The sequence below is a fragment of the Burkholderia cenocepacia genome (genome assembly GCF_900446215.1).
In the GTDB taxonomy this organism is placed as follows: Bacteria; Pseudomonadota; Gammaproteobacteria; order Burkholderiales; family Burkholderiaceae; genus Burkholderia; species Burkholderia cenocepacia.
The window spans coordinates 473,423-487,673 of the sequence record NZ_UAQZ01000013.1 but is presented as its reverse complement, the minus strand read 5'-3'; the positions used below and the strand labels follow the sequence as shown (position 1 = coordinate 487,673).

The following is a 14,251-nucleotide window of genomic DNA, read 5'->3' as shown; positions in this document are numbered from 1 at the left end:
GATGAGTCTTCCGGTAAATACAACGTATTCACAACCAGCCGGAAAATATTTCGCATATCGATCCGTTTTTCAATCGAAAGATGGTACTAAAGCGCCATTCCGCGAGGGATGTGCGTTGTGCCGATATTGGATATCGGTTCGACAAGCTACCGCCAAGCCCTGACGCACCGTAACCTTCGCCGCGATCTGTCCGTTTCGACAGGTTCTGGTTGATGTACGGCATGACCCGATGCGTCGCATCGATGTCTTTTCTCCCGACGGGCCCGTCCGGCGTCGCAACTGTGTCCGGCGACAGCGCGCCGGACGTCCGGCCCGTCAATCTGTTTCGGTTTCTCCCGACCGCCCGATTTCGCGTCCGCAACGACAAGTTGATACGCACTACTGATCAGTTGCGTCGGCACCTATAAAACCGCTATGAACAAGATATACAAAACAATCTGGAATGAAACGATCCGCGCTTGGATCGCGGTTCACGAGCATGCCGCCGTGTGCGGCAAGCCGGCGCGCAGCGCACGTCGCCAGGTGTCGCGCGGGTTGCTGGCGCTGGGCGTGGCCGCGACCGGGTTCGCCGTGACGGGGCCCGATGCATTGGCACAGACGGTCGTATCGGGTGGCGCGAACAATGCGCCGTCGGGCAAAACGGCAACGGTCGACCAGAGTTGCGGCCAGAATTTCGTCGACCGGAAAAATCCGGGTAACACGTCGTCGGGTGGCGGCACCTACGTGTTGACCAACGGCTGTTCGACGGCGGTCGGCAACAATGCGTCCGCGCAGACGGCGGGCGTCGCGGTCGGCGATCGCGCGAGCGCCGCGCAGGGTGGCGTGGCGTTGGGCGTCGGCGCCGCAGCGGTGCAGGGCAATTCGGGCGTGGCGATCGGCCCGGTTGCGCTGTCGAGCGGTAACACGAGTATCGCGGTCGGCCGGCAATCCGCGGCAAGCGGCGATTATTCGATGGCGCTCGGCAACGTCGCGTATGCGAAGGGCGAGAGCGGCATTGCGATGGGGCACTCGGCGCTGGCGGACGGCTATCGGTCGATTGCGATCGGCGCATCCGATTCGCGGGCGGCCGGCAACGACGGTGTGTCGAACGGCGCGAACTACAACCCGGCCACGCAAACGCGTGCGAGCGGGGCGAACTCGGTGTCGCTCGGGGCGGGCGCCGTGACCGGCGTCGACGACAGCATCGCGCTCGGCTCGAACAGCGTCGGTGCGGCGAATGCGGCGGGCCCCGCGAAGTTCAGTGGCGACGCGATTGCGTCGACCGGTGCGGTGTCGGTCGGCAGCGCGGGCAGCGAACGCCAGATCAAGAACGTCGCCGGCGGGACGGCCGCGACCGATGCGGTGAACGTGAACCAGTTGACCGCGGTGTCGGACCGTGCGGTCAAATACGACACGAACGCGGACGGGTCGGTCAACTACAACAGCGTGACGCTGAACCCGGGCGGTTCGCCGTCGAAGCTGGCCAATGTCGCGGCTGGCGACGTGTCGTCGACGAGCACCGATGCAGTCAACGGCGCGCAGCTGAACCAGACGAACCAGACCGTCAACAACCTCGGCGACAGCACGGCGTCGGCGATGGGCGGCGGTGCGTCGTACGACCCCGCGACGGGCAAGGTGACGAGCCCGACGTACAACATCGCGGGCGGCCGGCAGACGACGATCAGCGACGCGATCAACGCGCTGAACGAAGGCTGGAACGTGACGACGAGCGGCAATGCGAGCGGTACGTCGGTGGCGGCGATCCGGCCGGGCGCGACGATGACGGTCGACGGCGGCAAGAACATCGCGCTGACGCAGAACGGTTCGACGATCACGGTCGCGACGAGCGACACGCCGACGTTCACGAGCGTGGGGATCGACAACGGCGGCCCGGTGCTGTCGGGGTCGGGGCTGAACATGGCCGGCCAGAAGATCACGAGCGTCGCACCCGGCGACGTGTCGCCGACCAGCACCGACGCGGTGAACGGCGCGCAGCTGAGCGACACGAACCAGAAGCTTCGGCAGGCGAGTGAGCAGGCGGTGAAGTACGACACGAACCCCGACGGCTCGATCAACTACAACAGCGTGACGATGAACCCGGGAGGCACGGCAACGAAGGTCACGAACGTGGCGGCGGGCGACGTGTCGGCGAACAGCACCGATGCGGTGAATGGTTCGCAGCTCTACGACACGAACCAGAACGTAACGAGGCTAGGCGATACGCTGAACCATATCGCCGGCGATACGAGCCAGTCATACACGGACCGGAACGGGACAGGCATTCGTTACGCGAGGACGAACGAAGCGGGTCTCGCGCAGACCGATGCGTTCGCACAGGCGCCGGGCAGCACGGCCGTCGGCTACTCGGCGACCGCAAGCGCGGACAACGCGCTGGCGCTGGGTCGCGAGGCGACGGCCTCGCATGCAGGCAGCGTCGCGCTCGGCGCCAATTCGATCGCGGATGGCAGCACGCTCGGAAACGCGGCATACAACCCGGGCACGGGCCCGCTTGCGGGGACGAACCCGGTTGGCGAGGTGAGCATCGGCAGCGGTGGCGCGGAACGCCGGATCACGAACGTGGCCGCGGGCTCGGTCGATACCGACGCCGTGAACGTGAGCCAGTTGAAGTCGGTGGAAACGAGCGTCGGCAACGTGAGCGACCGCGCGGTGAAGTACGACGGCAGCCCGGGCGATCCGAAGACGCAGATCACGCTCGACGGCCCGGCCTCGACGGACGGCGGCAAGACCGGTGGCACGAAGATCACGAACGTGGCGCAAGGTGACGTGTCTGCGAACAGTACCGACGCCGTGAACGGCTCGCAGCTCAACGAAACGAATGGAAACGTGACGAAGCTGGGCGACACGCTGAACCACATCGCCGGTGATACGAGCCAGTCTTACACCGACCAGAACGGGACGGGTATCCGCTATGTACGTACGAACGAAGCGGGCCTTGCGCAGACTGACGCGTTTGCGCAAGCCCCTGGCAGCACGGCCGTCGGTTATGCGGCAACCGCCAGCGCCGACGACGCGCTGGCGCTGGGCCGTCAGGCGACGGCGAGCCATGGTGGCAGTGTTGCGCTGGGCGCCAATGCGATCGCGGACGGCGCGACACTCGGCAATGCCGCGTACAACCCGGGCACGGGTACGCTGGCCGGCACGAATCCGGTCGGCGAACTGAGCATCGGCAGCAGCGGTGCGGCGCGCCGGATCACGAACGTCGCGGCCGGCGCCGGCGATACCGATGCCGTCAACGTCAGCCAGTTGAAGTCGCTGCAGGCGAGCGTCGTCGACTGGAGCGCGGGCGCGGTGAAATACGACCGCAACCCGGACGGCACGATCGACTACACGCACGTGACGATGAACCCGGGCGGCGCGCCGGCGGCAATCACGAACGTCGCGGCCGGCGAACTGTCGGCGACCAGTACGGATGCGGTCAACGGTTCGCAACTGTACGAGACGAACCGGAACGTGACGCGGCTCGGCGACCAGGTCGACACCATCGCGAACGGCGGCGGCATCAAGTACTTCCACGCGAACGGCGGCACGGCGCCGCTGCCCGACTCGCAGGCGAACGGCGTGGGCAGCGCGGCGATGGGGCCGGCGGCGACCGCCAGCGGCGTCGATTCGGTCGCGGTCGGTAACGGCGCGGTCGCAGGCAAGGACGGCGATGTCGCACTGGGCGCGGGCTCCGTCGCCGATCGCGGCGCGGAGCAGTACGCCGGCAAATACTCCGGGGCGCAGAACAGCACGGCCGGCACGGTGTCGGTCGGCGCACCGGGTGCCGAGCGTACGGTCAGCAACGTGGCCGACGGCCGCGAAGCGACCGACGCGGTGAACGTGCGCCAGCTCGACGGTGCCGTCAAGGAAGCAAAGGACTACACCGATCAGCAGGTGCAGAAGGTGGCCGGCGATGTCGTGAACGTCGGCGACGACGTACGGAAGCTCGGCGACCGGATGACGAATGTCGAAGGCGACGTGACCCGCGTGAAGAACGGCGCGGGCGGCATGTTCCAGGTCAGCCAGGACCAAACGCCGGTCGCACCTGCCGTAAGTGGCAGCAACGCGGTAGCCGGCGGCGCGGGTGCCGTCGCGTCGGGTGCGAACAGCACGGCGCTCGGCAACCAGGCGAGCGCGACGGGCAGCAATTCTTCGGCGATCGGTAACGGTGCGAAGGCGTCGGGCAGCAATTCGGTCGCGCTGGGTGCGGGTTCCGACGGCAGCCGCGACAACGCGGTGTCGATGGGCGCGACCGGTCGCGAACGCCAGATCGTCAACGTGGCGCCCGGCACGGCCGGCACCGATGCGGTCAACGTCAACCAGTTGCGCGCGATGGAACATGGCCTCGGGAGCCAGATCGCGGGCGTGCGCAGCGACATGCAGAGTCTGGATCACCGGTTGACCGCGGGCGTTGCCGCGGCGATGGCGATGGCCAGCTTGCCGCAGGCGTATCTGCCTGGCAAGAGCATGGTCGCGCTCGGCGGTGGTGCGTGGCGCGGCGAAAGCGGTGTCGCGCTCGGCCTGTCCACCGTGTCCGACAACGGCAACTGGGTGCTGAAGGGCTCCGCGAGCAGTACATCGCGTGGTGACCTCGGCGCATCGGTCGGCGTCGGTTACCAGTGGTGAGCGCCCGCCTCATGAAAATCCATCACACCGGAATCCAGCCATCCATGCAAAACCTGCGCATTCGCGTAACGATCCAGGCCGCTCGCGCGACGGTGGCCGTCTGTGTTGCCGCTGTCGTTGCGGGCTGCGGCAGTCTCAGCACCGTCAAGCCGGAAGGCACGACCGACCAGCCCGTGTTTCCGGACGTGAGCCACGCCGGCGTGAACGACGGTGCATGGCCGAATCTCGACAACCTGCGCAGCGTGCGTGCCGGAATGAACAAGACGCAGCTCTATGCGCTGCTCGGCACGCCGCACTTCTCGGAAGGGTTGATGGGCGTGCGCGAGTGGGACTACCTGTTCCATCTGCCGTCGAAGAGCGGCCCCGTTCAGTGCCAGTACAAGGTGCTGTTCGATCAGGACCGCGTGGCGCGTACGTTCCTGTGGAAACCCGAAAGCTGCGCGGAAGTGGCCGCGACGGGAGCCGGCTGAGTCTCGTCCGTCTTGCCCCGGGGAGAGCGGTCGGCGAAGCCGCGTGTGTTCATCGGCACGATGAGCGACAATCGGCTCCTGCCCGACCGCCAGGAGACGATATGACGCAACGGAACGAATCTCGACGCACGCACTGCGTCGCATGGCAGATCGTGCAGACGTGGCAGGCGGCCGAATGGTGCCGGCTCGACGAGTCGCAAACGGGCATCGCGCTGTCGGGGGCGGTGACGGGCGCGCTCGACGGCACGCCGTTCCGGATCGACTACGCGATCGCATGCGGCGCCGACTGGCTCACCCGTTCGGCGCGCATGACGCGGTGGACCGGCACGGCGCCGCCACGGCAATGGGACATCGCTTGCGATGCCGGGCAGTGGACGATCGACGGCGTCGAGGCGCCGATGCTTGCGGGCGCAACCGACATCGATCTCGGCTTCAGTCCGTCGACCAATACGCTGCCGATCCGGCGGCTGGCGCTCGCCGTCGGCGAGTCGGCCGAGATTCGCACCGCGTGGCTGCGTTTCCCCGGTTTCGACATCGTACGCGGCGAGCAGCGCTATGCGCGCACGGCGCCGCACGTGTATCGCTACGAGAGCGGCACGTATGCGGCCGATATCGGAACCGACGACGCGGGCCTCGTCACCGACTACGACGAATGGCGGCGCATCGGCGCGACGCCTGCATCGTGACGCGTCAGCGTGCGCTTGCCACCGACAGCTTGCCCGGGATCAGCTTCAGCGTGCTGAACGCGTCGGCGATGTTCTGCTGGTACGCGACCGTCGCGTCCGTGATCGGCTGCACGCCGTAGCCGGCGCGCTTGAGCGCGACTTCGAGCGTCGGTGCGTCGAGGCCGACGAGCGGCGACAGTTGCGCGGCCACCTCGGGCACGTGATCGCGCGCCCAGCGATCGACCGCGTCGACTTCGTCGAGCAGCGCGCGCAGCACCTGCGGATGCGCGGCCGCGTACTTGCGCGCCGCGAGGTAGTACTGCGTGTTGCGCACGAGAGCGTCGCCGTTCGCGACCACGCGCGCGCCGAGCTGCCGTTCGGCGGCGGCCAGATACGGATCCCAGATCACCCACGCATCGACGCTGCGCTGCACGAACGCGGCGCGCGCGTCGGCCGGCGTCAGATAGATGGGCTGGATGTCGGCGTACGCGAGGCCCGCATGCTCGAGCGCCTTCACCAGCAGGTAGTGGACGTTCGAGCCCTTGTTGAACGCGACCTTCTTGCCGCGCAGTTGCGCGACGGTGCGGATCGGCGAATCGGGCAGCACGACGATCGCCTCGCCCTGCGGCGCGGGCGGCTCGTTGCCGATGTAGACGAAATCGACGCCGGCGGCCTGCGCGAAGATCGGCGGGGTTTCGCCGACCGTGCCGACGTCGATCGCGCCGGCGTTCAGCCCTTCGAGCAGTTGCGGGCCGGCCGGGAATTCGAGCCATTGCACGGTGACGCCCTGGTTCGCGAGACGCTTCTCGAGCGTGCCGCGTGCCTTGAGCACGACGAAGTTGCCGTATTTCTGGAAGCCGATGCGCAGCCGCGTGCCGCTGGCCTCGGCCCGCGCGGGCACGGCCGCGAGCGGGCCGAGCGCGAGCCCGGCCAGCCCGGCGGCCGCGCCGTGCAGCCACTGGCGGCGGCGCGGGTTCGCCGGATTCGTTTCAAGGTCTGCGTGCGGGGTGTCGTTCATCGGAATGTCCTGCGTGCGGGTTCACGGACCGCGCGCGGGGGCGGCGCGGCCGGCGCAGGACCGGGCCGGATGCGGGCGACGCACGCAACGGGCCGGCCCGCGCCGGATTCAGGACGATACGGCCGCGCGGGCCCGCGGCCAACCAACGAATGCTGATATGCAAATCAGCGGGCGCACGATACCGGCCCGCAGTGGAGCCGGGCGCGACCGTCTTCACTCGCTGACGAGCAGGCGTTCCTCGATCGAATCGACGCGATCCGGGTAGAACGCGAGGTGCCCGCGAATCGATTCGACGGCCGGATTCGGATGCTCGTACGTCCACACGGCATTGATCGAGCGTTCGCCGCCGGCGGGGATCGAGTAGTACGCGCAATCGCCCTTGTACGGGCAGTACGTCGCGTGGTCGGTACGTTGCAGCAGCGACATGTCGGCATCCTCGCGCGGAATGTACAGCACCGCCGGATAGCTGGCCTCGCGCAGCACCAGCGCGTGGCGCGTATCGGCGACGACCTTGTCGGCCACCTTCACGATCACGCGGGACGAGTGCGGTTCGATCAGGATCGGATGATCGGGGCCCGGCGATTTCACCGGACGAGAGGGCGTATCGGGGCTGAGCGGCATCGTGGTTCCTCCAGAAAGGGCGGCGCGCACGGACGCGCCGTGCCGGCACGTGCGCGCGGGGCGGATTCCCGCGCGCGGGTGTCGGCGTCGGCCAACCGATACGATGCACCCATTCCGGAGAACCTGCAGGGGGCCGGAAGGCCATGCGGTGGCGCGCGAATGGTCGCGACGGTTTCGACAGTTTCGATGCGCGTGCCCGGGCGGCCCGCGGCCGTGTTCGGCATGGATGCGCCGCTCGCATGGACTTTTCGATGCAGCGGCAGCGGGATGCATCGGCGACGATAAGCAACGCGGAATTAATTGGTAAGCGATCGGCGGGAGGCGCGCGAAGATCGGCGGTCGTCATTCGCATGACAGCCCTTGCTTCCATCCGCCACCATGAAGAATCCTTTCGTTTCGTCAGCCGCGCGCCGTACGCGCGGCGTACCGCATGCCGGCGCCGTGCTTCGCGGCGTCGCCGCGTCGTTGCTGCTGGCCGGCGCCGCGACGCACGCGCTCGCCGCACCCGCCGGCAAGACGCTCGTGTACTGCTCCGAAGGCAGCCCGGCCGGCTTCGATCCCGGCCAGCACACGACGAGCACCGATTTCGATGCGAGCACGTACACGATCTACAACGGGCTCGTGCAGTTCAAGCGCGGCACGCTCGACCTCGTGCCGTCGCTGGCGACGAGCTGGGACGTGTCGCCCGACCAGCGCACGATCACGTTTCATTTGCGGCGCGGCGTGAAGTTCCAGACCACCGCGTGGTTCACGCCGACGCGACCGTTCCAGGCCGACGACGTCGTGTTCACGTTCCGCCGGATGCTCGACCCGGACGATCCGTTCCGCAAGGCCTATCCGGTCAGCTTCCCGTATTTCAGCGATCTCGGCTTCGACCGCAACATCGAGCGCATCGAGAAGGTCGACGACTATACGGTGCGCTTCGTGCTGAAGTCGCCCGACGTCGTGTTCGTGCGCAATCTCGCGATGGCGTTCGCGTCGGTGCTGTCGGCCGAATATGCGGGGCAGCTCGCCGCGCGTCATCGCGAGTCCGACATCAACCAGTTCCCGGTCGGCACGGGGCCGTTCCTGCTGCGCACGTACCAGAAGGATGCGCTGATCCGCTACGACGCGAATCCCGACTACTGGAAACCGGACGACGTGAAGCTCGCGCGCCTCGTGTTCGCGATCACGCCCGATCCCGCCGCGCGCTTGCAGAAGCTCGTGGCCGGCGAATGCCAGGTGTCGGTGTTTCCGCGGCCGGCCGATCTCGAGACGGTGCGGCGCGACCCGAGGCTGACGCTGTTTTCGGGGACGGGCTTCAACGTCGGGTTCGTCGCGTACAACACGCAGCATCCGCCGCTCGATCGCGTCGACGTGCGGCGCGCGCTCGACATCGCGATCGACAAGACGGCGATCATCAAGACCGTGTTCAACGGCGACGCGACGGTCGCGACGAACCCGATGCCGCCCGCGCAATGGTCGTACAACCCGCGCCTGAAGGACGCGCCGCGCGATCCGGGCGCCGCGAAGGCGCTGCTCGCGCAGGCCGGCTTTCCGAACGGCTTCGACCTGACGCTGTGGGCGATGCCCGTGCAGCGCCCGTACAACCCGAATGCGCAACTGATGGCGCAACTGATCCAGCAGGACTGGGCGAAGATCGGCGTGCGCGCGAAGATCGTCAGCTACGAATGGGGCGAGTACAACCGCCGCGCGAAGCACGACGGTCAGCACGACGCGATCCTGTACGGCTGGTCGGGCGACAACGGCGACCCCGACAACTGGCTCGGCACGCTGCTCGGCTGCGACGCGGTGCACGGCAGCAATCTCGCGAAGTGGTGCAACAAGGACTTCGAGCAGCTCGTGACGGCGGCGCGTTCGAACGCGGATGTCGCGAAACGCACGGCGCTGTACGAGCAGGCGCAGGTGGTGTTCAAGGACCAGGTGCCGTTCACGCCGATCGCGACGTCGATCGTGTCGCTGCCGATCTCCAAGCGCGTACACGGGCTGACGTTCTCGCCGCTCGGCGGGCACCGGTTCGACGGCGTGTGGCTCGATTGACGGAAGTGGGGGCCGGCGCGTTCGTACGCGCCGGCGTTCGCCGCGTCAGTTGAGTGCGACGGCGGCCGCGGTTTCGACCGGCGTGCCTTCGAGCGCGACCGACGGCCGGCCGTCGGGGCCGACCGGCACGTCGCCGATCAGTGTCGTGCGATACAGCTGGCGATCGAAGTCGAGATCGAAGATGTCGACGGGCGCGAGATGGGCGGTCGCACGGTTGTCCCAGAACGCGATGCTGCGCGGCTCCCATTTGAAGCGGATCGTGAATTCCGGCCGCGTCACGTGCTCCCACAGCAGTTCGAGCAGCGCCTGGCTCTCGCGCGGCGTCAGCCCGACGATCGATTTCAGGAAGCTCGGGCTCACGTACAGCGCGCGTTCGCCGGTTTCCGGATGCACGCGCACGAGCGGATGCTCGGTCACGAGCGGGCGGCGCTCGACGGCGTCGTCGAATGCGCCGGTCGCGCGCGCGCCGGGCGGCGGCGTGAAGCGATGGATGCCGCGCAGGGTATCGACGAAGCCGCGCAGCGGCGCGGACAGCGTTTCGTACGCGCGCACGAGGTTGGTCCAGTGCGTGTCGCCGCCGTACGGCGGGATCGTCACGCCGCGCAGGATCGACGCCCACGGCGGGTTCACGGCGGCCGTCACGTCGGTGTGCCAGCCGGTCCAGGGCCGGCGCACCGGTTCGCCTTCGAAACGTGTCGCCTTGCGATGCTTCGCGATCGAATAGACGGCCGGATGGCCGTCGACGTGCCCGAACACCGGGTGGCCGACCGTCGGCTCGCCGAACTGCGCGGAGAACGCGACATGCTGCTCGTGCGTGAGGAATTGTTCACGGAAGAAGACGACGCGCCATTTCAGCAGCGCGGCGCGGATCGCCGCGATCTGCGGCGTGGTCAACGGTTGCGTGAGATCGACGCCGCGGATTTCCGCGCCGATATGGGCGGACAGCGGGATCACGTCGACCGGCTGGGCGGCGGGTTCGAGTAGGGCGCTCATGCGACGCTCCTGGCGGTTGTGAACGGGAGAGACGGACGACATCGTTGCGCGTGCAGGCGTCGGTCAGGTGGTGTGCGGTTCATCGCGGGTGTCCTCCAGGGAAATGGCGCGGCGGCGCGGGAAAGGGCGCCGCCGCGGGACGTGGACGTTATTGCAGCGTGGCACCCGGCCCCTTCAGCAGGACGCTCCGGCGGCCGTCGATGCCGACCGGCACGTCGCCGTGAACGGTCGCGCGGCGCACGACGCGGCGCGCATCACCGTAGTCGTTGATCGCGTAGTGCTGGGTTGCGCGGTTGTCCCAGATCGCGACGTCGCCTTCCCGCCAGTTCCAGCGCACGGTGTTTTCGAGGCGCGTCACGTGCTCGTGGAACACCTGCAGCAGATGCGCGGAATCCTGCGCCGACAGCCCCTTGAGTCGCTGCACGAAGTGGCCGAGCACGAGCGTGCGCTCGCCGGTTTCCGGATGCACGCGCACGACCGGGTGCTCGGTTTCGTAGACGGTCGACGTGAACACTTCGCGGTAGCGCTTCAGTTGCGCATCGTCGGCATGCACGTGTGTCGACGCATAGTCGTAGGCGTTCGTATGCAGCGCCCACAGCGTGTCGGCGAGCGCACGCAGCGGGTCGGGCAGATGCGCGTACGCGGCGGCCGTGTTGGCCCAGACGGTATCGCCGCCGAATGGCGGAATCACGACCGCGCGCAGGATCGAGATCTTCGGGTACGCGTCGACGAAGGTCACGTCGGTGTGCCACGAATTGGCGCGTGCGCCGTGCGCGGAATCGAGTTCGAGCAGGGCCGCGCTGCCGTCGACGGACGGCACGGTCGGGTGCGCGACCGTGTCGCCGAAGCGGCGGGCGAATGCTTCCTGCGCGGTGTCGTCGAGATGGTGCTGGCCACGGAAGAACAGCACCTTGTGGCGCAGCAGCGCGGCCTGGATCGCGTCGAACGTCGCATCGTCGAGCGTGGCCGACAGCCGCACGTCGGCGATTTCGGCGCCGATCCGGCCGGCGACCTGGCGAAGCTGGAGCGGGACGGCGGCCGGGCGCGGCGCGGCATGCGAAGCGGGCGAAAACGACGGAGCGGCGTGCTGGACTTCGGACATCGGGAGTCTCCTGGAGTCGGGGTCGGTCGAATCTCCATTCAAGCAGGGACCGCGCGGAACCGGAACCGATGAATCGTCACAACCTTAGCGTGTGCGCTGCGATGAACGATATGTGTCGTCCTGCTGAACAAGGCGCGCGCGTCGCGTCGCTACCACGCGAGCCGCCATTCGCCGATCCGGTGCGGGCGCGCCGCGTCGATGCGCGTGCCGTCCGACGCGTCGTCGCCCGGCGGCTCGCCGTCGTCGAAATCGGCGAGCACGGTGTCGCGCAATCGCGCGAATTCCAATGAATCGCGCCGGCGCGGGCGCGGCAGCGCGACGTCGACGATGCGCGCGATGCGGCCCGGACGCGGCGCCATCGTGACGACGCGGTCGCCGAGATAGACCGCTTCGTCGACGTCGTGCGTGACCAGCATCATCGTGATGCGCTCCTGTTCCCAGATGCGCAGCAGTTCGTTCTGCATCTTCGCGCGCGTCTGCGCGTCGAGCGCGCCGAACGGCTCGTCGAGCAGCAGCACGCGCGGCCGGTTCACGAGGCCGCGCGCGATCGCGACGCGCTGCGCCATCCCGCCCGACAACTGGTTCGGAAACGCGTGCTCGAAGCCGTTCAGCCCGACGAGCGCGATGTGCTCCGCGACCGCGCGCCGTTTCGCGGCGGCGTCCAGCGGCGCGTTGCGCAGCGCGGCGCCGATGTTCTGTTCGACGGTCAGCCACGGGAACAGCCGGTGATCCTGGAACACGATGCCGCGCTGCAGCGACGTGTCGCGCACGCGCTCGCCGCCGGCGTGGATTTCGCCGGTGTAATCGGTGTCGAGCCCGGCGACGAGCCGCAGCAGCGTCGACTTGCCGCAGCCGCTGGCGCCGACGATCGTGACGAATTCGCCGGCGCGCACGTGCAGCGACACGTCGTCGAGCACGGCGAGCGTCGTGCCGCGCTGCGTGTAGTGCTTGCTGACATGGAGGATGTCGAGCGAATCGGAGGCGAGGGTCGTCATGGCGGTCCGGGGAAGAGGCGACAGGAAGAAAAAGGACGCTCAACGGGGCAGGTCGCCGCGCCGGGCCAGCACCTTGCGTTCGAGCGCGCGCGCGGTCGCGTTCAGCGCCCAGCCGGTCACGCCGACGACGATGATCCCGAACAGCACGAGATCCATCCGGAACTGCTCGCTGCCGTCGATCAGCGTGTTGCCGATCCCGCTGCCGGCGACGAGCAGGTACTCGGCGCCGAGCGTCGCGAGCCACGAATAGATCAGGCCGAGATACAGGCCGGTGAAGATCGACGGCAGCGCGGCCGGCAGGATCACGTGGCGGATCAGCTGGAGCCGCGAGTAGCGCAGTGCGCGAGCGACATCGACATACGCGCGCGGCACTGCGTGAATGCCGTCGCAGGTATGGGCGGCGACGGGCAGCAGCGCGGCGAGCGACAGGAACACGACCTTCGCGACGTCGCCGAGCCCGAACCACACCGAAATCAGCGGAATCCACGCGAACAGCGAGATCTGCTTGAACGTGTCGAAGCTCGGGCCGACCATTCGCGCGGCGATGCGCGACAGCCCGAGCGCGGCGCCGAGCAACAGCCCGCCCGTCGCGCCGATCGCGAACCCGCACGCCTCGCGCGCAAGCGATGCCGACAATGCACGGCCGAGCGCGCCGCTCGCGGCCTGCGCCCACGCGGTGTGCAGCACGTCGGCGGGGCCGACGAGCAGGCCGCTTTTCACGAGATGGGCGGAAGCGACGGCCCACCAGCACGCCAATGCGGCGAGCGGCAGGACGAAGCCGCGCCAGTCGGGTGCATGCAGGCGGCGGGCGGGCGTGGCGGGCGGTGTCGTTGACGGCGTGGCGGCGTGGGGCACGGGCGACTCTCCTTCGATTGGTCGGGCGGACCGGTTCAACCGCGAAACGCGGACGGCACGCCGCGGCGCAGGCGCGCTTCGAGTGCGTCGAGCGCCCGGTTGATCAGCAGGCCGACCGCGCCGACCACGACCACGGCCGCCATCACGAGATCGAGCTGGAACAGTTGCCGCCCGTACACGATCAGGTAGCCGAGCCCTTCGGACGACGCGACGAGTTCGACCACGACGAGCGCGAGCCACGATTTCGTGAACGCGAGCCGCACGCCGGTCGCGAGCGTCGGAATCGCGGCCGGCAGCACGACGTGGAGGATGCGTTGCCGGCGCGTGTAGCCGAACCCGCGCGCGACTTCGTCGAGCGCGGGCGGCGTCTGGCGAAACCCCTGCAACGTGCTCAGCGTGACGGGGACGAGCGCCGCATGCGCGATCAGCAGGTATTTCAGCGGTTCGCCGACGCCGACGAGCAGCAGCAGGAACGGCAGCCAGCCGAGCACCGGAATCTGCACGAGCGCGTTGAAGCTCGGCAGCACGTAGGCTTCCAGCGTGCGCGACAGTCCGAGCGCGACGCCGAGCGACACGCCGAGCAGCGTGCCGGCCGCGAAGCCGACGAGCACGCGCTGCAGGCTGATCAGCGTGTGGCGCACGAGATCGCCGTTCGATGCGAGGTCGGCCAGCGTGTCGACCACGCGTTCGGGCGGCGGCAGGATCTGCGGCGCGATCCAGCCGCGCGCGCTGCCGACGCTCCACAGCGCGAACAGCAGCGCGGGCAGCGCCCACGGTGCGAGCTGCCACGCGAGTCGTCGCAGCGCCGCCGCGCGGCGCGGCGGCACGGCGAGCGCGGGCGATTCGGACGGCGGGACGGGAAACGCGGTGTCGCTCATCGGGGCGGT

The 14,251-nt window shown here is 68.5% G+C and carries 11 protein-coding genes; 4 read left to right on the top strand and 7 right to left on the bottom strand.

Annotation, left to right across the window (positions count from 1 at the left end; genetic code table 11):
• Positions 1-414 precede the first annotated feature (414 nt).
• From DTA15_RS24720 to DTA15_RS24710, 3 genes are all read left to right on the top strand, one after another.
• Positions 415-4,605 (top strand): autotransporter adhesin, encoded by a 4,191-nt coding sequence (locus DTA15_RS24720; RefSeq protein ID WP_006488841.1) that lies wholly within the window; start codon positions 415-417, stop codon positions 4,603-4,605.
• 44 nt (positions 4,606-4,649) lie between these two features.
• The gene (locus tag DTA15_RS24715) at positions 4,650-5,075 is read left to right on the top strand and encodes an outer membrane protein assembly factor BamE (protein WP_006488903.1); all 426 of its coding nucleotides are present in this window, start codon (positions 4,650-4,652) and stop codon (positions 5,073-5,075) included.
• Between the two features lie 101 nt (positions 5,076-5,176).
• Positions 5,177-5,761 carry a putative glycolipid-binding domain-containing protein gene (locus tag DTA15_RS24710; RefSeq protein WP_006488892.1) on the top strand — a complete coding sequence of 195 codons (585 nt, stop codon included), beginning with the start codon at positions 5,177-5,179 and terminating at the stop codon, positions 5,759-5,761.
• Between the two features lie 4 nt (positions 5,762-5,765).
• Here the strand turns inward: DTA15_RS24710 and DTA15_RS24705 are convergent, their stop codons facing one another.
• Together DTA15_RS24705 and DTA15_RS24700 are read right to left on the bottom strand one after the other, a co-directional pair.
• Complete coding sequence (locus DTA15_RS24705) at positions 5,766-6,758, bottom strand: sulfonate ABC transporter substrate-binding protein (RefSeq protein ID WP_012493243.1); 993 nt, start codon at positions 6,756-6,758, stop codon at positions 5,766-5,768.
• Positions 6,759-6,971: 213 nt separating this feature from the next.
• Entirely contained in the window at positions 6,972-7,379 is a 408-nt protein-coding gene (locus DTA15_RS24700; RefSeq protein WP_006486183.1) for a DUF427 domain-containing protein, read from the bottom strand.
• 378 nt (positions 7,380-7,757) lie between these two features.
• Here DTA15_RS24700 and DTA15_RS24690 point away from each other — a divergent pair, with 378 nt between their 5' ends.
• On the top strand, positions 7,758-9,419 hold the full coding sequence (locus tag DTA15_RS24690; protein WP_006486177.1) for an ABC transporter substrate-binding protein: 1,662 nt from the start codon (positions 7,758-7,760) through the stop codon (positions 9,417-9,419).
• A gap of 45 nt (positions 9,420-9,464) precedes the next feature.
• Here DTA15_RS24690 and DTA15_RS24685 read toward each other — a convergent pair whose 3' ends face one another.
• From DTA15_RS24685 to DTA15_RS24665, 5 genes are all read right to left on the bottom strand, one after another.
• Positions 9,465-10,412: a TauD/TfdA dioxygenase family protein gene (locus tag DTA15_RS24685; RefSeq protein WP_006486174.1), complete on the bottom strand. Its 948-nt coding sequence runs from the start codon at positions 10,410-10,412 to the stop codon at positions 9,465-9,467.
• Positions 10,413-10,560: 148 nt separating this feature from the next.
• A complete protein-coding gene (locus tag DTA15_RS24680; protein ID WP_006486182.1) occupies positions 10,561-11,514 on the bottom strand; it encodes a TauD/TfdA dioxygenase family protein in 954 nt (317 codons plus the stop codon).
• Between the two features lie 149 nt (positions 11,515-11,663).
• Positions 11,664-12,509: an ABC transporter ATP-binding protein gene (locus DTA15_RS24675; protein WP_006486181.1), complete on the bottom strand. Its 846-nt coding sequence runs from the start codon at positions 12,507-12,509 to the stop codon at positions 11,664-11,666.
• 39 nt (positions 12,510-12,548) lie between these two features.
• Positions 12,549-13,364, bottom strand: a complete 816-nt coding sequence (locus tag DTA15_RS24670) for an ABC transporter permease (RefSeq protein ID WP_006486184.1) — start codon at positions 13,362-13,364, stop codon at positions 12,549-12,551.
• A gap of 35 nt (positions 13,365-13,399) precedes the next feature.
• Complete coding sequence (locus DTA15_RS24665; protein WP_006486186.1) at positions 13,400-14,242, bottom strand: ABC transporter permease; 843 nt, start codon at positions 14,240-14,242, stop codon at positions 13,400-13,402.
• Positions 14,243-14,251 lie beyond the last annotated feature (9 nt).